At 70.4% G+C, this 15,781-nt stretch carries 16 protein-coding genes and 1 tRNA gene; 4 read left to right on the top strand and 13 right to left on the bottom strand.

Annotated features, from left to right (window positions below):
* Positions 1-154: 154 nt before the first annotated feature.
* From ABN611_RS17305 to ABN611_RS17275, 7 genes are all read right to left on the bottom strand, one after another.
* On the bottom strand, positions 155-1,492 hold the full coding sequence (locus tag ABN611_RS17305) for a hypothetical protein (RefSeq protein ID WP_350280909.1): 1,338 nt from the start codon (positions 1,490-1,492) through the stop codon (positions 155-157).
* Complete coding sequence (locus ABN611_RS17300; RefSeq protein ID WP_350280908.1) at positions 1,489-2,124, bottom strand: hypothetical protein; 636 nt, start codon at positions 2,122-2,124, stop codon at positions 1,489-1,491. Before ABN611_RS17300 ends, ABN611_RS17305 begins: the two co-directional genes overlap by 4 nt.
* A gap of 57 nt (positions 2,125-2,181) precedes the next feature.
* A complete protein-coding gene (locus ABN611_RS17295; protein ID WP_350280907.1) occupies positions 2,182-3,360 on the bottom strand; it encodes an MFS transporter in 1,179 nt (392 codons plus the stop codon).
* Positions 3,360-4,169 (bottom strand): IclR family transcriptional regulator, encoded by an 810-nt coding sequence (locus ABN611_RS17290; RefSeq protein WP_350280906.1) that lies wholly within the window; start codon positions 4,167-4,169, stop codon positions 3,360-3,362. The genes ABN611_RS17295 and ABN611_RS17290 overlap by 1 nt, the downstream gene beginning before the upstream one ends.
* 81 nt (positions 4,170-4,250) lie before the next feature.
* Positions 4,251-4,655 (bottom strand): RidA family protein, encoded by a 405-nt coding sequence (locus ABN611_RS17285; protein WP_350280905.1) that lies wholly within the window; start codon positions 4,653-4,655, stop codon positions 4,251-4,253.
* A 35-nt stretch (positions 4,656-4,690) separates the two neighbouring features.
* Positions 4,691-5,425: an IclR family transcriptional regulator gene (locus tag ABN611_RS17280; RefSeq protein ID WP_350280904.1), complete on the bottom strand. Its 735-nt coding sequence runs from the start codon at positions 5,423-5,425 to the stop codon at positions 4,691-4,693.
* Complete coding sequence (locus tag ABN611_RS17275; RefSeq protein ID WP_350280903.1) at positions 5,422-6,396, bottom strand: sugar kinase; 975 nt, start codon at positions 6,394-6,396, stop codon at positions 5,422-5,424. The genes ABN611_RS17280 and ABN611_RS17275 overlap by 4 nt, the downstream gene beginning before the upstream one ends.
* Positions 6,397-6,524: 128 nt before the next feature.
* Between ABN611_RS17275 and ABN611_RS17270 the strand changes: the two genes are divergently transcribed.
* From ABN611_RS17270 to ABN611_RS17260, 3 genes are all read left to right on the top strand, one after another.
* A complete protein-coding gene (locus ABN611_RS17270) occupies positions 6,525-7,829 on the top strand; it encodes an amino acid deaminase (protein ID WP_350280902.1) in 1,305 nt (434 codons plus the stop codon).
* 120 nt (positions 7,830-7,949) lie between these two features.
* Positions 7,950-9,536, top strand: coding sequence for a D-aminoacylase (locus ABN611_RS17265; protein ID WP_350280901.1), 1,587 nt, complete (start codon positions 7,950-7,952; stop codon positions 9,534-9,536).
* Between the two features lie 39 nt (positions 9,537-9,575).
* A complete protein-coding gene (locus ABN611_RS17260) occupies positions 9,576-10,208 on the top strand; it encodes a bifunctional 4-hydroxy-2-oxoglutarate aldolase/2-dehydro-3-deoxy-phosphogluconate aldolase (RefSeq protein ID WP_350280900.1) in 633 nt (210 codons plus the stop codon).
* On the opposite strand, the gene ABN611_RS17255 is transcribed toward ABN611_RS17260, so the two are convergent.
* Positions 10,205-11,323, bottom strand: a complete 1,119-nt coding sequence (locus ABN611_RS17255) for a hypothetical protein (protein ID WP_350280899.1) — start codon at positions 11,321-11,323, stop codon at positions 10,205-10,207. The genes ABN611_RS17260 and ABN611_RS17255 overlap by 4 nt on opposite strands.
* A gap of 226 nt (positions 11,324-11,549) precedes the next feature.
* Between ABN611_RS17255 and ABN611_RS17250 the strand changes: the two genes are divergently transcribed.
* Positions 11,550-12,389: a formyltransferase family protein gene (locus ABN611_RS17250; protein WP_350280898.1), complete on the top strand. Its 840-nt coding sequence runs from the start codon at positions 11,550-11,552 to the stop codon at positions 12,387-12,389.
* Positions 12,390-12,618: 229 nt separating this feature from the next.
* On the opposite strand, the gene rplA is transcribed toward ABN611_RS17250, so the two are convergent.
* The 5 genes from rplA to ABN611_RS17225 form a co-directional block, all read right to left on the bottom strand.
* Entirely contained in the window at positions 12,619-13,341 is a 723-nt protein-coding gene (rplA, locus tag ABN611_RS17245; RefSeq protein ID WP_350280897.1) for a 50S ribosomal protein L1, read from the bottom strand.
* Positions 13,342-13,414: 73 nt separating this feature from the next.
* Positions 13,415-13,846, bottom strand: coding sequence for a 50S ribosomal protein L11 (gene rplK, locus ABN611_RS17240; protein ID WP_350280896.1), 432 nt, complete (start codon positions 13,844-13,846; stop codon positions 13,415-13,417).
* Between the two features lie 12 nt (positions 13,847-13,858).
* Positions 13,859-15,010: a transcription termination/antitermination protein NusG gene (gene nusG / locus ABN611_RS17235; protein WP_350280895.1), complete on the bottom strand. Its 1,152-nt coding sequence runs from the start codon at positions 15,008-15,010 to the stop codon at positions 13,859-13,861.
* Positions 15,011-15,083: 73 nt separating this feature from the next.
* The gene (gene secE / locus ABN611_RS17230; RefSeq protein ID WP_130384685.1) at positions 15,084-15,326 is read right to left on the bottom strand and encodes a preprotein translocase subunit SecE; all 243 of its coding nucleotides are present in this window, start codon (positions 15,324-15,326) and stop codon (positions 15,084-15,086) included.
* A 55-nt stretch (positions 15,327-15,381) separates the two neighbouring features.
* A tRNA-Trp gene (locus ABN611_RS17225) sits at positions 15,382-15,454 on the bottom strand.
* Between the last annotated feature and the right edge of the window lie 327 nt (positions 15,455-15,781).

Here is a 15,781-nt window from a genome sequence, read left to right as displayed (position 1 = left end):
GGGCGTGAAACGTACTGTGTCACCATCCAAGTCACCTGCGCGGGCCGCCCACCTGAGTGGGACCTTCAGCTACCACACTTTCACATGCAGCAGCAACCAGCGGTCTTCGGCAGGTACCAGTGTGCCTGGTGTACCTGCGTTTGACCAAATCGGCTCAGACCCGCGACGCGTTCCAGGCGTCGATCAGGACCCGGCTCGGGGCGCCGTACCCGATCTCCGCCCACGGCCGGACCCCGGCCATCCAGTACTCCGTGACGCTGCCCGCGTCGAGTACGAGCGGGTCCGCGGCGGCGACGCTCTTCCCGGCGGCGGCGCGGCAGGTCGCGCACACTTCGACGCGCTGCGGCACCGAGGCCGGCGGCCGCTCCGCGCCGAGTGCGATGGCCGGCACCGGCCCGACGGCCACTCCGTGGAACGGATTCGCGAAGCAGTCCAGGGTCTCGGTCAGCTCGCGATCCGCCTCGGCCGCGTCCACGGCCCGGCCTCCGCGGGCGACCAGGACCAATCCGGCGACGACGTCGGCCTGGGCGGCCAGGTCGTCGCGGCCCTCGGTGGTGTCGGCGATCCGGCCCGCCACCGCGTAGCAGTCGAGCGCCAGCGCCCAAGCCAGTCCGTCGACGTGGTCGGTCGACGCGCCCATCCGCTCGCCGAGCGCGAGCACCTCGTCCCGCAGCAGCTCGGCCCGCTCGGTGATCCGGACCTTGTTGATCCGGACGAGTACGTCGTTCGGCGGCCGGTAGACGCCGCGGCTACGACCGTGCCGGCGCTCCGCGGGGCGCGCCTCGATGTCGGCGATCGCGGGACCGGCCCGGCGCCGGCGGTACGACCACACCGCCAGGGCCGCGAACGAGACCACCAGGAGAACCGTGCCGAAGGCCACGACCGCGCCACTGAGCGCGACGAATCCGGCGAACAGCGCGAGACCGGCGCCCGCGGCCGCCGCCAGCCACAGCTCCCCCGGCGGGCCGCCACCATCGTCGTACGCCGTACGTTCGCCGCGCAGCGGGGTGCGCTCGAGCTGGTCGAGCGCCTTGGTCAGCGCTGCGGCGACCGGCGAGTTCAGCGTGTCCGGGATCGACGGTGCGGACTCGTCGAGCGTCGAGGCGACCTTGGTGAGGCCGTACTGGTCGACGATCAGGAACCTGCTCGGCACCTCGGACCGCGCCGCGATGTATTCGACGGTGTCGCCCAGCCATTCGCCGTCCCGCGGCCAGACCACGATCCGGGTCGGCCGGCTCATCCCGGCGACCCGCTTCTCGAGGTCCGCGGCCGCGTCCTCGGTCAGCAGGTTCCCGGCGCGTTCGTCGACGTACACCAGGTCGTCGCGCAGCGCGGTCGCGGCCTCGTCGTACGCCTCCGCGTCGGGCCGGTCGTCGAGGAAGGCGGACACTGCGATCGTCGCTCCGGCGTAGGCGCCGGCGGCGAGCAGCGCGGCGCCTCCCCAGACCGTCACGCGGCGCAGGACCCGGGCCCACAGCGGATCCGTGGTCATGAGGTGCTCTGCTCGTACCGGAAGATCGCGGTCGGGAGATCCTCCACCAGCGCGCCGTAGCCGGTCACGGCCCAGACGTCGTCACCGAGGAAGTACGGCTTGCCGTTGTCGCCGGTTACCGCGTCGAGCTTCTTGGTCCCCTTGCGGACGTCGGCCGCACAGCGCCGGCAGGCCGGCACGGACACCTGTCCGCTGTCGAGCCGGAAACCGACGTCATTGACCGCCTCGTCATGGAGCGGGTTGAAGAAGCACAGCCGGTACCGGGTCTGTGAGCGTCCGGTCGCGATCCGCAGGTCGTCGAGGCCGGAGCGGGACAGGGCGAGCGCACCGACGACGTCGGTCAGCCGCTCGGAGTCCAGGAAACGTTCCGCCGCGGACCGCGCGAGACCGGCTCGCTCGTAGAGGTCACGGTCCACCGCTCCGGGATCCGCCGCGCTGAGGTCGGCCGCGAGCTGATTCAGCAGGTGGGTCGCCCGCGCGCGCACCTCGTCGAGTGAGAACACGGTTGCCGGACCGGACGACAGCCGGTCGGCGAGGCGCACGAAGCTCTTCGGCAGCGCCTTGTGCAGGATGAAGGCCGAGAGTGCGAAGGCGATCGCGGCCATGGTGAGCGACGCGGCCACGGACTCCACGGCAGCAGAACCTATCGCAAGGTCATCGCGCGTTACTGCCCGTACTCCACCCGTACCTCAGGCCGGTCCTTCAGTGGGTCGGCGGTGTGCCGGGATCCAGCGGTGCATGGCGGTGGCTGCGGCCCAGCCGGTCCCGGCCATGATGACGATCGCGGGTCCCAGTCCCAAGACAGCCGTGGCGCCAGCGAGTAGTAGTGGTCCGGCACCATTGCCCGTGTCCGCGAACAGCCGGAACGCACCTAGGAACTGCGCTCGCCCGACAGGTGGTGAGGCGTCCGCGCCGAGCGTCATGATCACCCCGGCGCCCAGACCGTTCCCGATGCCCATCAGCAACGCGACCGCGGTCAGGGTGGCGGTGGTGTGCGTCAACGGCAGCAGCAGATGCGCCAGTCCCAGCACTGCCATCGACGGTACCGCGACCCACTTCCGGCCGAGCCTGTCCATGACTGAGCCGGCTGGATAGAACAGCAGCATGTCCACGGCACCGGACAGTCCGAAGATCACACTGGTCGTCTGCGGGTCCAGCCCGATGTGCTGCGCCCACAGGGGGATCACGACCTGCCGGGACGCGCGCACTGCTCCTACTAGTAGTGCTCCGACGCCCAGTGTCCGCAGTACCGGGAGGTGGTCGCGGATGACGCCCCAGGTCGACTGCGCGGCTACGGCGCCCTTCGCACGGGTGTGGGTGACGTCCGGCAGGCTCAGTAGGAGGGCGCAAGCCAGTACTGCGGCCACCAGGTGCACCCAGTACGCGCCGTCCGTACCGAGGAACTTCATCACGCCCGCGCCGAGGAACGGGCCGATGAAGGAGCCGATGCGCTGTACGCCGCCCAGCGTGGACAGCGCACGCGCTCTGAGCTCGATCGGAACCGCTTCACTCAGGTAGGCCTGCCGAGCGAGGCCCCACACCGCACCGGCGACGCCAGTGCAGCCGATGGCGATCGCCAGGCCCCAGACCGTTGGAACCACCAAGCAGGCCACCAGTGCCAGCGAGACAAGACCGGTGGCGGCCAGCATGGCGCTGCGCTCACCGATGCGGTGCGTCAGCGCGCCGGCCGGGATGTCACCGATGACCTGTCCCAGGCCGGCCGCGGCGACGACCAGTCCGGCCACAGCCACCGACGCACCGAGGTGTGTCGCCGACAGCGCGACCACCGGCGCGATGGCGCCCTGCCCGATGCCGTAGAGCAGAGCGGGCAGATAGACAGCTGGCGCGATCTTCCAGAGACCCCGCATCACCGGCCGCCGGCCAGCGCCGTACTGCGGTCCCGTGCGGCCGGGGTGGCGCCCAGCAACTCCGACACCGACCAGGCACCCGCGGCGACCCTCATCCCGGACTCCTCCATCCGCTCCACCGGCATCCGCATCTCGGGGCCGGACACACTCAGACAGCCGGCCACCTGACCGGAGTAGCCGAACACCGGCGCCGCCACGCTGCAGATCCCCGGCGTCCGCTCGACCCGCGACATCGAGTACCCGCGCCGGCGGATCTCGGCGAACTGCTCAGCGAGCACCTCCGGATCGGTGATGGTTGCCGGCTGCACCTGCTCCAGCGGGCCCTTCAGCACCTCCTGCTGCCGCTCGAACGGCAGGAACGCCAGCAACGCCTTCCCGGGCGCACCGAGCGGCAAGGCGACCGGCATCCCGAACTCCGTGTAGGTACGGCGCAACTGGTGGAAGCTCTCCACCTGCTCCAGCACGACGCGCTGCCCCGACGGCAGCAGCTCGTGCACGGCCGCGGTCTCGCCCGTGTCGTCGCGCAGCGCCCGCAGCACCGGCAAGGCGGCATCGCGCAGCCCGGTCGGGATCCCACCGCTGTGCGCCAGCTGCACGACCAGCGGCCCGATCGCGTACCGCCGCTGGCTCGTCTGCCGCACCAGCCCGTTCTCCTGCATGGCCAGCAACAGCCGGTGCACGGTGCTCGTCGACAGCCCGGTGGCCCGCGCCAGCTCACTGATCCCCAGCTCCGGCGTCTGCGCGTCGAAACACCGAAGGATCGCCACCGCCCGGTCGATCGACTGCACCGATCCGCGGTTTTCCTGCATACCGGAACTCTATCCCGCGATACGGGACGTTGGGTAGGCAGTCCAAAGCCCGGACCACCAGGGCCCGGGCTTCGGAGGGAATCAGCTGAGGACGGCGAGGGCGTCGATCTCGACCAGCATGTCCGGGAGCGGCAGACCGGTGAACACTGTGGTGCGGGACGGGAGGACGCCGCTGGGGGTGCGGGTGGAGACGAAGTCGGCGTAGGCCTCGTTCATCGCGGCGAAGTCCTCGCGCTGGGTGAGGTAGACGCGCAGCATCACCACGTCGTCGATGCTCGCTCCGCCGGCCTTCAGGATCGCCTCGATGTTCTGCAGCACCCGGGTGGTCTGGCCCTTCACGTCGCCGGCGAACACGAACTCGCCGCTGGCCGGGTCGACCGAACCCTGTCCGGACACCTGCAGGATGTTGCCTTTGCGGACGCCCTGCGAGAACACCGGCATCGGCGGCGGCGCGTCGGTGGTGGAGACTGCGCTCTTGTCGGACATCAGGTGTGACACCTCTCAGTTGTAGTCAGTTGCAGTCAGTTGTAGTCGGCACTGATCGCGTTCGCGGTGGCGAGCAGGTCGGGGAGCAACTCGAGCACCTGGTCATAGTTCAGCAGTACGTCGGGCACCGACAACGACACGGCCCCGACGACGCGGCCGCTGCTGTCCTTCAGCGGCGCCCCGATGCAGTTGATGAACGACTCGTGCTCAGCCTTGTCCTGCGCCCAGCCGCGTTCTTCGACGGTCTCCAGCTCGGCCCGCAAGCGATCCGCGTCGGTGATCGTGTTCGGTGTGTACGCCGTGTACTCCAGCGTCCCCAGCACCGCCTCCCGCTGCCGCTTCGGCTGCGCGGCCAGCAGCACCTTGCCGACCGCGGTGCAGTGCAGAGCCGCCGGCACGCCGACCTGCGAGTACATGCGCACCGAGCGCACACTGTCCAGCTTGTCGACGTAGATGACCTCGCCGTTCTCCCAGGCCGCCAGGTGCACGGTCTGCCCGGTCTTCTGGTTCAGCTCGCGCAGATGCGGTGCAGCGACCTCACGTACGACGTGCTGCTCGCGCGCCACATCCGCGAGCGCGAACAGCCGCGACCCCAGGCGGTACCTGTGCGCGGCGTCCCGCCGTACGAACCGCTCTGCCTCCATCGTGCGCAGCAGCCGCAGCACTGTCGTCTTGTGCACCTTGAGCTCGGCTGCGAGCTGGTCGAGCGTCCGCTCGCCTTCACCGAGGCTGGTGAGGATCTGCAGCGCCCTGCCCAGGCTCTGGCTCATGCCGGACCGATCTTCGTGGCGGCCCACTCCTCGTCCGTCGCGTTGAGCAAGCGCTCACGCACCTCCGGTGCCGGCGGCGGGGCGTGGTCCTCCGGAGCGGTCAGCACTGCAGCCGCGTTCAGGTGTCCCAGCCGTAGCCGCTGCACCATTGGCAACCCCTGCAAGGTTCCGGCCAGGAAGCCCGCGGCGAACGCGTCGCCCGCGCCTACGGTCTCCACAACGTCCACCGACAGCGCGGGGACCTCTGTGCGACCACCTGACTCCAGCACTGTCGCAGTGTGCGCGTCGTCCTTTACGACCAGGACAGGTGCTCCCAGACGCTCGTACAGCTCGTCCGGATCACTCGTGCCCGCGAAGACCTGCGCCTCGTCCGCGCCGACCAGCACGATGTCCGCCGCCTTCAGCAACCGCCACAACGGCTCCGGGTCCCGGTCGCGCCACAGCACCGGCCGCCAGTTCAGGTCGACGCTCAGCAGGAACTCACGCGGCTCTGTCGCCAGCCGCTCCAGCATGTCCGAGCTGCTCGTGGAGATCGCCGCAGTGATCCCCGTCGTGTGCACGAGCCGCGCCTGCGCCAGCCGGTCGCGTACGTCGACCCGGTCCAGGAACCCGGGCTCCATGGCCGCTGCCGCGGAACCGGACCGGTAGTAGTGCATCCGCGAGCGCCCGTCCACGGACTCCTTCACGTAGAGCGCCGTCGGTCGCAGCGGGTCCAGCTCCACGCCCCCGACCTCGACGCCCCGCGCTTCGAGATCCCGCAGTACGTGCTGTCCGAAGCCGTCGTCGCCGAGCCGCGAGATCCACCCGGTCGGCACGCCGAGCGCCGCCAGACCGCCGGCCACGTTGCACTCCGCGCCGCCGACCGAGCGCCGGAACGTCTCGACGTCCGCCAGCGGGCCGGGACCACCCGCGAGCATGATCATCGCCTCCCCCAGGCAGAGCGCGGCCGTCTCGGGAAGTGGTGCGGGCATCGGCACTCCTCGGCGGGGAGGTGATGGGATGGGCGCGTTGACGCGACTTCGGGCGCGATGCTACAACCGAGAGTCAGAATGCGCAATCAACGTTGCGTATTTTGCAATCCTAGCCCCAGGGGATCTGAATGCCTGCTTACGATGCCGACGCCGTCGCCGCTCTCGCCGATCAGCAGGTGAGCTGGCAGGACAAGGCGCTGCCGCCCGCGTTCTGGGGCCGGACCGTGGCCGAGGTGCTGGCCGACCGGCCGCGGCTCTCCCAGCTCCCGACGCCGTTGATGACGCTGTCCGCCCCGGGCCTGCGGCACAACGTCGACACCCTCGCCACCTGGTGCACGCGGCACGGCGTCGAGCTCGCGCCGCACGGCAAGACCACGATGGCGCCCGCGCTCTGGGCGATGCAGCTGGACTCCGGTTCCTGGGCGATCACACTGGCCAACGCGTTCCAGCTCGGCGTCGCCCGGGCGTACGGCGTCCAGCGGGTGCTGATCGCGAACGCCGTGATCTCCCCGCTGCAGCTGCGCTGGATCGCCGACGAACTCGCGGCCGATCCGTCGTTCGAGGTGACGGTGTGGGCGGACTCGGTGCGCACGGTCGAGCTGATGGAGGAGGCCAGGGCGGCGCACGTCGGTCCTGACGCCCGTCCGCTCGACGTGATGGTCGAGGTCGGCGGGATCGGCGGCCGGACCGGCGCCCGCGATCTCGGGACGGCGCTCGACGTCGGCCAGGCGATCGTCGACGCCTCGACGCTGCGGCTCGTCGGCGTGGCCGGGTACGAGGGTGCGATCGGGCACGGTGTGGAGGAGGCCGACCTCGAGGAGGTCCGCGCGTACCTGCGGGAGCTGGCGACGGTCCATCATCAGCTGCGGCCGCTGTACGACGCGGACGTCGTACCGATCGTCAGCGCGGGCGGGAGCCAGTACTTCGAGCAGGTCGCGAAGGTGCTCGCGTCCGAGGCCGGCGAGGGTGCCCGGGTCGTACTGCGTTCCGGCGCGTACATCTCGCACGACGACGGGCTGTACCGGCGGGTGTCGCCGCTCGGCGAGCATCCGCGGACGGACGGCGAGCAGCTGGTGCCGGCGATGCACGGCTGGATGCGGATCACGTCGCAGCCCGAGCCGGGGCTGGCGATCTTCGACGCCGGGCGCCGCGACTTCCCGTTCGACCAGGACTGGCCGGAGCCGCAGCTGATCCGGCCGCGCTCCGAGGGCGCACCGATCCTGCCGGCCGCGGGGATGAAGGTCAGCAAGCTCAACGACCAGCACGGGTTCCTGCACTTCGACGAATCCGTGCCGGTGGTGATCGGGGACGAACTGCGGGTCGGCCTGTCGCATCCCTGCACCGCCTTCGACAAGTGGGGCCTGATCCCGGTCGTCGACGACCCGGACGCGGCCGACCCGGTGGTCGTCGACCTGGTGCGGACGTTCTTCTGAGATGACTGCGCTGATGCCACGCCTCCGGCGCGGCGGGTCATGGGGCTGGAACTCCCGGTCTTCCCTCGTCGCTCCGGTCGCTTCGCTCCCTCCGCTCCTCAGTCCAGACCGGGAGGCCCCATGACCGGTCTGAAGATCGCCGGAGCGCTGGTCGTCGACGGCAGCGGGTCGCCCGGGTACCGCGCGGACGTCGCGGTCGACGGCGGGCGGATCGTGGCGATCGGCTCCGGCCTGCCGGCGGCGCGCCGGACGATCGACGCGGACGGGCTGGTGCTGTCGCCGGGCTTCATCGACATGCACTCGCACTCCGACCTGCAGATCCTGGTGAACCCGGACCACACCGCCAAGGTCAGCCAGGGCGTGACGCTGGAGGTACTCGGCCAGGACGGGCTGTCCTTCGCGCCGATCGACGATCCGACGCGGGCCGTCGTACGGCGGCAGATCGCCGGCTGGAACGGGGAGCCGGACGACTTCGACTTCTCGTGGTCGACGGTCGCCGGGTATCTCGACCGGCTGGATCAGGGGATCGCCTGCAATGCGGCGTACCTGGTCCCGCAGGGAACGCTGCGGATGATGGTCGTTGGGACGTCCAATCGCCCGGCAACGATGGACGAACTCAGGCGGATGAAGGAACTGCTCGCCGACGGGCTGCGCGACGGGGCGGTCGGGATGAGCAGCGGGCTGACCTACACGCCCGGCATGTTCGCGGACACCGACGAGCTCGTCGCGCTCTGCGAGATCGTCGCGCAGTACGGCGGGTACTACGCGCCGCACCAGCGCTCGTACGGCAAGGGGGCCCTGGAGGCGTACGGCGAGATGGTCGAGGTCGCCCGCCGCGCCGGCTGCGCGCTGCACCTGACCCACGCGGTGATGAACTTCGCGCCGAACGCGGGCCGCGGCGCCGACCTGGTCGCGATGATCGACAAGGCGCTCGCGTCCGGTGTCGACGTCACCACCGACACCTATCCGTACTTGCCGGGCGCAACCACCCTGGCCGCGGTGCTGCCGAGCTGGACGGCTGAAGGCGGGCCGGACGCTCAGCTCGCCCGGCTGCGGGACCCGGCCGCGCGCGAGCGCATCACCCACGAACTCGAGCAGGTCGGCACCGACGGCTGCCACGGCTGCGTCGTCGAGTGGGACACGATCGAGATCGGCGGGGTGCGCAATCCAGCGCTTTCGGAAAACGTTGGCCACACCGTCGCGGAACTCGCCTCCCGGGCCGGCCGCGCGCCCGCCGACGTGTTCTACGACCTGTTGCTCGCCGACGATCTCGCGACGTCGATCCTGCAGCACGTCGGGCACGAGGAAAACGTGCGCACGATCATGCGGCACCCGTCGCACACCGGCGGTTCGGACGGGATCCTGGTCGGCGGGAAACCGCATCCGCGGTCGTGGGGCACGTTCCCGCGGTACCTCGCGCACTACGTCCGCGAGCTCGGCGTCCTCGACCTCGCGGACTGCGTCCACCACCTGACCGGCCGCCCGGCCCGCCGGCTCCGGTTGCCCGACCGCGGCCTGGTCCGGGAGGGGTACGCCGCCGACCTGGTCCTGTTCGATCCGGAGCGGGTGCAGGACACGGCCACGTTCCCCGAGCCCCGGCAGCAGGCCGCGGGGATCCCGTACGTGCTCGTCAACGGCGTACCGGTCATCGACGACTCGCACCGCACCGAGGCCCTCCCCGGCCGCGCCGTCCGCCGTACCACCTGAAATCCCACCTGAAGCCGTACCAGCCGAGAGGAACCTGTTGTGAACACCCTGGAGCTGCTCCGCGCCGACCGGGTCCTGACCGTCGTCCGGGCCCCGGAGATCTCCGACGCCCGCGACCTGTGCGCCGCGTTGGTTGCCGGTGGCATCCATGTCGTCGAGCTCACCTACACCACCCCGGACCTGCCCCGGCACCTGGAACGCGCCGCCGCCACCGCGGCCGAGACCGGCGCGGTGGTCGGCGCGGGCACCGTGCAGACCGCCGGCCAGGCCACGGCCGCGATCGACGCCGGCGCCCAGTTCCTCGTCACGCCCGGCCAGGGCCCGGAGGCCGCCGCCGTCGCCGACGCCGCCCGGGCCGCCGGGATCCCCGTCGTACTGGGCGCCTTCACGCCGTCGGAGGTGATGACCGCGCTGGCGCTCGGCTCCGCCGCCGTGAAGATCTTCCCGGCGCACCAGCTCGGCCCGAAGTATCTCAAGGACCTCAACGGCCCGTTCCCCGGCGTCCCGTTGATCCCGTCCGGCGGCGTGAACGCCGGCAACGCCCACGATTTCCTGGCCGCCGGCGCCCTCGCCGTGAGCGCCGGCACCGATGTCGTCTCGCCGGCGGACGTCGCCGCCGCCAACTGGGACTCCATCACCACCAAGGCCAAGGCGTTCTGCGCGGCGCTCTAACCAATCAGCTCCAACACCGGGCCTTCGTGCAGGGCCCGGTACACCTTGTCCCGTAGAGCGTTTGCCTCGGCGTCGGTCAGGGTGCGGTCGACCGGCCGGAGGACCAGCCTGACCAGCAGGTTCCGTTGCCCAGGGGCCAACTGGAGGCGCTCGCGGGCCGACGCCGGCAGTTCGTCGTATGACGTCTCGCCCAGCACCTCCAGCGACTCCGCCGCGTCGGCATCCGGGCCGAGCGCCGCGCGGACCTTGTCCCCGAGGACCTCCGCCGACACGTCCGCCGCCGCGCCGACGACGACGGACAGATCACGCCGGACGGGCGGCATCGACGAAACCTCCTTGTACGGCGTGAGGTCCAGCAGCTGCCCCGCGACCCGCGGATCCGTGGACCGCAGCAGCCGGATGTCGCGGATGCCCTTCCGCAACATCACGAGCCGGTCCAGCCCCGGGCCCATCGCGAGCCCGGTCCAGCTGTCGTCCAGCCCGGCGCGCCGCAGGACGTGCGGCGCCGCGACGCCGCACTCCCCGATCTCGATCCACTGGTCGTCCAGCAGGACGTCGATCTGCCGGCCGTGGATCGTGTACGGGTGCACGGCCGGAACGGTCCGGTACGTCTGGCCGGGCAGGACCGTGTCGACCAGGCGCGCGATCATCTCCTCGAGCTCCGGCTCGCCCAGCGTGACGTTGCGGCTGATCCGCCACAGGTCCAGCTGATGCGGCGTACCGGTGTGCTGCCAGTCGACCGAGTCGCGGCGGTAGCAGATGCCGGCGCAGATCATCAGCACATCGGACGCCTCGGACGCGGCGAGCTCGCGCAGCGCAGGCGGGATCATCGCCGACGTGTGGCTGCGCAGTACCTCGGTCTCCGACACGTACCGCGTGTACCGGGCCTCGCGCGTGACCGCGTCGGTCGCGTAGCCGAGGTTGTCGTAGTTGTCCGCCAGCGGTACGACGGGATGGTCGCGGCGGGTCCAGATCTCGGTGTACGGCCAGGCCGCGCCGAGCGCGGTACGGATCGCGTCGACGACGAGCTGGACGGCGTGCGGGCCCTGCGCCGGATCGGCGAGGTCCCGGATCGTCAGGGCAGCGTGCAGTTCTTCAACGGTGAGGACAGACATGGGTTTCTCTCCAAGGTGACGGTCTCGACGGGGGTCCACCCCGGTCGGCCGCGGTCACCTCAGGAGAGAGCGCAGCAGCGGCTCACCCCGTCGGCACCGTCGTGCCGGCCGGGGCGCAGAAATCGCCGCCCGTACTGCGTCATGCCGTCAACTCTACCGTCCGCGCACCAGTCGCGCCGGGGAAATTCGCCCGGGCGTGAACGGACCGGGTGCGACGATGGGCCGCATGAGCTTGCGGATCGTCGGCCTGAACGCGTTCCTGCCCGGTTTCCGGCTCGTGCACGAGTTCGCCGTACGGAACGGTCACGAGCTCGCGCTGGTGGTGACGCTGCCGCAGACCACCAGGTACGGCGCCTCGGACCCGATGGTGGCCGGCGTACCCGAGGACGTGAACGTGCTGATCACCCGCAAGCTGCGCACTATCGCGGCGCCGGTGATCGCCGCGTTGCGACCGGACGTGGTGATCTCGGCCGCGTTCCCGCGACTGATCCCGGGCGAGATCCTCGAGATCCCGAAGTACGGCGCGGTGAACTGTCACCCGTCGCCGCTGCCGGCGGGACGCGGGCCGACGCCGCAGCGGTTGATCTACGAGGGTGACGAGCGGGTCGCGGCGACGGTGCACCGGACGGCGGCCGAGTTCGACACCGGCGCGATCCTCGCCCAGCGCATCGCGCCGCTGCCCGACGACCTGAACGGGACCGGGATCATGGCGTCCTGGCGCACGCTACTGAGCGAGTGCCTGGACGAGGCGGTCCCGCGGCTGGTCGCGGGAGACCCTGGCGAGCCACAGGATCCCGCGGCGGCCTCCGAGGCGCCGTTCTTCACCGACGCCGAACGCATCCTCGACCTCACCGAGCCCGCCCACGTGATCCGCCGCAAAGCCGCCGCCCTCAACGTCACCGCCCCCACCGCCCAACTCCCCCTGAACGGCACCACCCACCTCATCACCCGCACAGACCCAGCCGGCACAGCGAGCACTGCCGCGCCCGGCACCGTACTCGAGGAGCACCCCGACGGCTGGACCGTCCAAACCGCCGACCACCCCCTCCGCCTGACCCGCGCCTGACCACCCCCCACCCGCCCGGCTGCCCCCGGCGACCAGCCGGTCCGCCGAGTCGTGGAAATGGGTCGGCCACGGGGAGCCGAAACTCACGACTCGACGTCCGGGGCCGGAACCGATCGCCACGACTCGGCGGAGTCGCGGCGCGCGGCCGGCGGTTGGTGGCTCGCGGCTGGTGGCTGGACAGCAGAAAGCCCCCGCCGTGGCGGGGGCTTCCTGGTGCTGAGGTGGAGGCTCAGGCCTCGACGGTCTCCTCAGTGAGGTTCCGGGTCAGGTTGGGGTCAACCTGGACACCCGGGCCCATCGTCGTCGAGAACACCGTCTTCTTGATGTAGCGGCCCTTCGAGCTGGCCGGCTTCAGCCGGAGGATCTCCTCGAGCGCGGCGCTGTAGTTCTCCACGAGCTGGGCCTCGTCGAACGACGCCTTGCCGATGATGAAGTGCAGGTTCGCGTGCCGGTCGACCCGGAACTCGATCTTTCCGCCCTTGATGTCGGACACGGCCTTGGCCACGTCCGGGGTGACCGTCCCCGTCTTCGGGTTCGGCATCAGACCACGCGGGCCGAGGACCCGGCCGAGGCGGCCGACCTTGCCCATCAGGTCCGGGGTGGCGACGACGGCGTCGAAGTCGAGCCAGCCGTCGGTCACCTTCTTGATCATGTCGTCGTCGCCGACGAAGTCGGCGCCGGCGGCCTTCGCGGCCTCGGCCTTGTCACCGGTGGCGAAGACGAGGACCCGTGCCGTCTTGCCGGTACCGTGCGGAAGGTTGACGGTGCCGCGCACCATCTGGTCGGCCTTGCGAGGGTCGACCCCGAGTCGCATCGCGACGTCCACGGTGGAGTTGAACTTCTTGCTGCCGGCGGCCTCCTTGGCCAGCCGGATCGCCTCGAGCGGCGTGTACAGCTTGTCGAAGTCGATCTTCTCCGCGACGGCGCGGTATGCCTTGCTGCGCTGTGCCATTGCTGTTCCTCTCTGGGGTGTGGTCTCCCGGGCGGCGCTTCGCCCTGCCACTACTGCGTGAAGTCGGGTGCGATCAGCCGTCGACGGTGACGCCCATGGAGCGCGCCGTACCCTCGATGATCTTCATCGCGGCGTCGATGTCGCGGGCGTTCAGGTCCGGCATCTTGGTGGTGGCGATCTCGCGGACCTGGTCCTTGGTGATCTTGCCGACCTTGTCGCGGTGCGGGACCGGCGAGCCCTTCTGCAGACCGGCGGCCTTCTTGATCATCTCCGGCGCCGGCGGCGTCTTGGTGATGAAGGTGAAGGACCGGTCTTCGTAGATCGTGATCTCGACCGGTACGACGTTGCCGCGCATGGACTCCGTCTGGGCGTTGTACGCCTTGCAGAACTCCATGATGTTGACGCCGTGCGGACCGAGCGCGGTACCGACCGGCGGTGCCGGCGTCGCGGCACCGGCCTGGAGCTGCACCTTGACCAGCGCAGCGATCTTCTTCTTGGGAGGCATTCTGTCGGGTCCTTAGACTTTCTGGATCTGGTTGAAGCTGAGTTCCACCGGGGTCTCCCGGCCGAAGATCTCCACCAGGGCCTTGATCCGCTGGGCCTCGGCATTGATCTCCGTGACTGTGGCGTGCAGGGTCGCGAACGGCCCGTCGACCACCATGACCGAGTCCCCGACACCGAAGTCGGCGACCTCGACCTTCTTCTTGGCCGCGGTCTTGGCGGGTGCGGCGCCGGCTTCGGCTGCCGCCGCCTCGGCCGCCGCCACGACGGCCGGAGCGAGCATCTTCTCCACCTCTTCGAGGCTGAGCGGGACCGGCTTCTGGCTGTTCCCGACGAAGCCGGTCACCGACGGCGTGTGCCGCACGGTCGACCAGGACTCGTCGGTCAGGTCCATCCGGACCAGCACGTAGCCGGGGAGCACGGTGCGCTTCACCATCCGGCGCTGCCCGTTCTTGATCTCGGCGACCTCCTCGGTCGGCACGATGATCTCGAAGATGTAGTCCTCCATGTTCAGGGAGTTGATCCGGTTCTCCAGGTTGCCCTTGACCCGGTTCTCCATCCCTGAGTACGTGTGGACGACGTACCAGTCGCCGATCTGCGAACGCAGCCGGGTGCGCAGCTCCTCGAGCGGGTCGCCCGGCTCCTCGGGCTCCGGCTCCTCGTCCTCGTCGTCGGCCACCGCCGCGGCGGCCGCGGCGAGCGCCTCGCCGTCGGCGTCATCTTCGTTGTCGTCGGCGTCGGCGCCGCTCGAGAAGACGACCTCGTCGGCGGCGGGCTCGACGGTGTCCTGCGGGGCGGCCTCGTCGGCCTGCTCCTCGGCGGCGTCCTCGACGTCCGCCTCCGTGACCACCTCGGCCGCGGCGCCGTCGGCCGCCGGGACCACGACGACCGGCTCGTCGTCGGACGTGTCGGCGTCCGCCTCCGGCTCCTCGGCGTCGTCGGCGGCGGAGTACTCGTCGTCGGTCTCGTCGTCCGCGGCCGCGTCCTCGTCGTCGAGGTCCGCGAACGGGTCGTCGTCGCCGTCGGCGGCGAACAGGTCGTCGTCGTCGGTGTCGTTCTCGTCGAAGTCGAGATCGAGGTCGAGATCGTCGTCGGAGTCGGATACGTCGAACTCGTCCTCGTAGTCGAGGATCTCGTCGTCGCGCTCGGACACGTCGTACTCCGTCATCTGTGCATCGGGGTCTTGTCTTGCTTCGGGTCGGGCCGGGGCCCGGGACCTGCGTGAGGCCGTTCGGCGAACCTCAGCCGAAGATCTTGAACATCGCCCAGCCGAAGGCGAGGTCGAGGACCGAGACGATCGCGATGACGAACACCACGAAGGTCAGGACGACGACGAAGTAGGTGGAGAGCTGCTTGCGGGTCGGCCAGACGACCTTGCGGAGCTCGGCGACCACCTGGCGGTAGAAGCGCAGCAGGCCCCTGCCCTGCTTGCCTTCCGCAGGCTTGCCGGCGCCGGACGGTGCCGGGGTGCGCGTCTCCGTCACGACCTACCTCTTTCGCTAGCGGCGGCCTGACCGGCCCTGCGCCGGTCAGGATTTGCAGGGCACGAGGGACTTGAACCCCCAACCTTCGGTTTTGGAGACCGATGCTCTGCCAGTTGAGCTAGTGCCCTCTGCAATCCATCCGGACGCCGCGTGGGACCTGATCTCGGGCATGCCGGATCAGGGCCATCAACGCCCGGACTAGAAGAGTGTACGGGGTCGGAGCCACCTGGTCGAACTCGGCCTCTCGGCTCCGGTCGATTCGGCTTCGTCGATCTGGCCCTGCCCGTACGCCGTCCGTTGCCGGGCGCCGCACCGCGGTCAGAACCATACAGCCTTCCGCAGGTCCCAACGGACAGCACCCCCAGCGTGTTCCCCGGAACCGCCAGGCCATCACAATCGCCCCGCCCCGAAACTCCACGCCCGCCGTCCCCCGATCGCCCGGATTGTGATGGCCT

It is taken from the genome of Kribbella sp. HUAS MG21 (assembly GCF_040254265.1).
In the GTDB taxonomy this organism is placed as follows: Bacteria; Actinomycetota; Actinomycetes; order Propionibacteriales; family Kribbellaceae; genus Kribbella.
Note: the sequence above shows the minus strand (reverse complement) of the source record. Positions and strands in the feature narration are given on the sequence as shown.

What these genes read in the sequence shown, in the direction of transcription:
- ABN611_RS17305 (WP_350280909.1), bottom strand. Translation starts at nt 1,492, where the DNA reads ATGACCACGGATCCGCTGTGGGCCCGGGTCCTGCGCCGCGTGACGGTC.
- ABN611_RS17265 (WP_350280901.1), top strand. Translation starts at nt 7,950, where the DNA reads ATGACCGGTCTGAAGATCGCCGGAGCGCTGGTCGTCGACGGCAGCGGG.
- ABN611_RS17290 (WP_350280906.1), bottom strand. Translation starts at nt 4,169, where the DNA reads ATGCAGGAAAACCGCGGATCGGTGCAGTCGATCGACCGGGCGGTGGCG.
- rplK (WP_350280896.1), bottom strand. Translation starts at nt 13,846, where the DNA reads ATGCCTCCCAAGAAGAAGATCGCTGCGCTGGTCAAGGTGCAGCTCCAG.
- ABN611_RS17270 (WP_350280902.1), top strand. Translation starts at nt 6,525, where the DNA reads ATGCCTGCTTACGATGCCGACGCCGTCGCCGCTCTCGCCGATCAGCAG.
- ABN611_RS17285 (WP_350280905.1), bottom strand. Translation starts at nt 4,655, where the DNA reads ATGTCCGACAAGAGCGCAGTCTCCACCACCGACGCGCCGCCGCCGATG.
- ABN611_RS17275 (WP_350280903.1), bottom strand. Translation starts at nt 6,396, where the DNA reads ATGCCCGCACCACTTCCCGAGACGGCCGCGCTCTGCCTGGGGGAGGCG.
- nusG (WP_350280895.1), bottom strand. Translation starts at nt 15,010, where the DNA reads ATGACGGAGTACGACGTGTCCGAGCGCGACGACGAGATCCTCGACTAC.
- rplA (WP_350280897.1), bottom strand. Translation starts at nt 13,341, where the DNA reads ATGGCACAGCGCAGCAAGGCATACCGCGCCGTCGCGGAGAAGATCGAC.
- ABN611_RS17255 (WP_350280899.1), bottom strand. Translation starts at nt 11,323, where the DNA reads ATGTCTGTCCTCACCGTTGAAGAACTGCACGCTGCCCTGACGATCCGG.
- ABN611_RS17250 (WP_350280898.1), top strand. Translation starts at nt 11,550, where the DNA reads ATGAGCTTGCGGATCGTCGGCCTGAACGCGTTCCTGCCCGGTTTCCGG.
- ABN611_RS17280 (WP_350280904.1), bottom strand. Translation starts at nt 5,425, where the DNA reads ATGAGCCAGAGCCTGGGCAGGGCGCTGCAGATCCTCACCAGCCTCGGT.
- ABN611_RS17295 (WP_350280907.1), bottom strand. Translation starts at nt 3,360, where the DNA reads ATGCGGGGTCTCTGGAAGATCGCGCCAGCTGTCTATCTGCCCGCTCTG.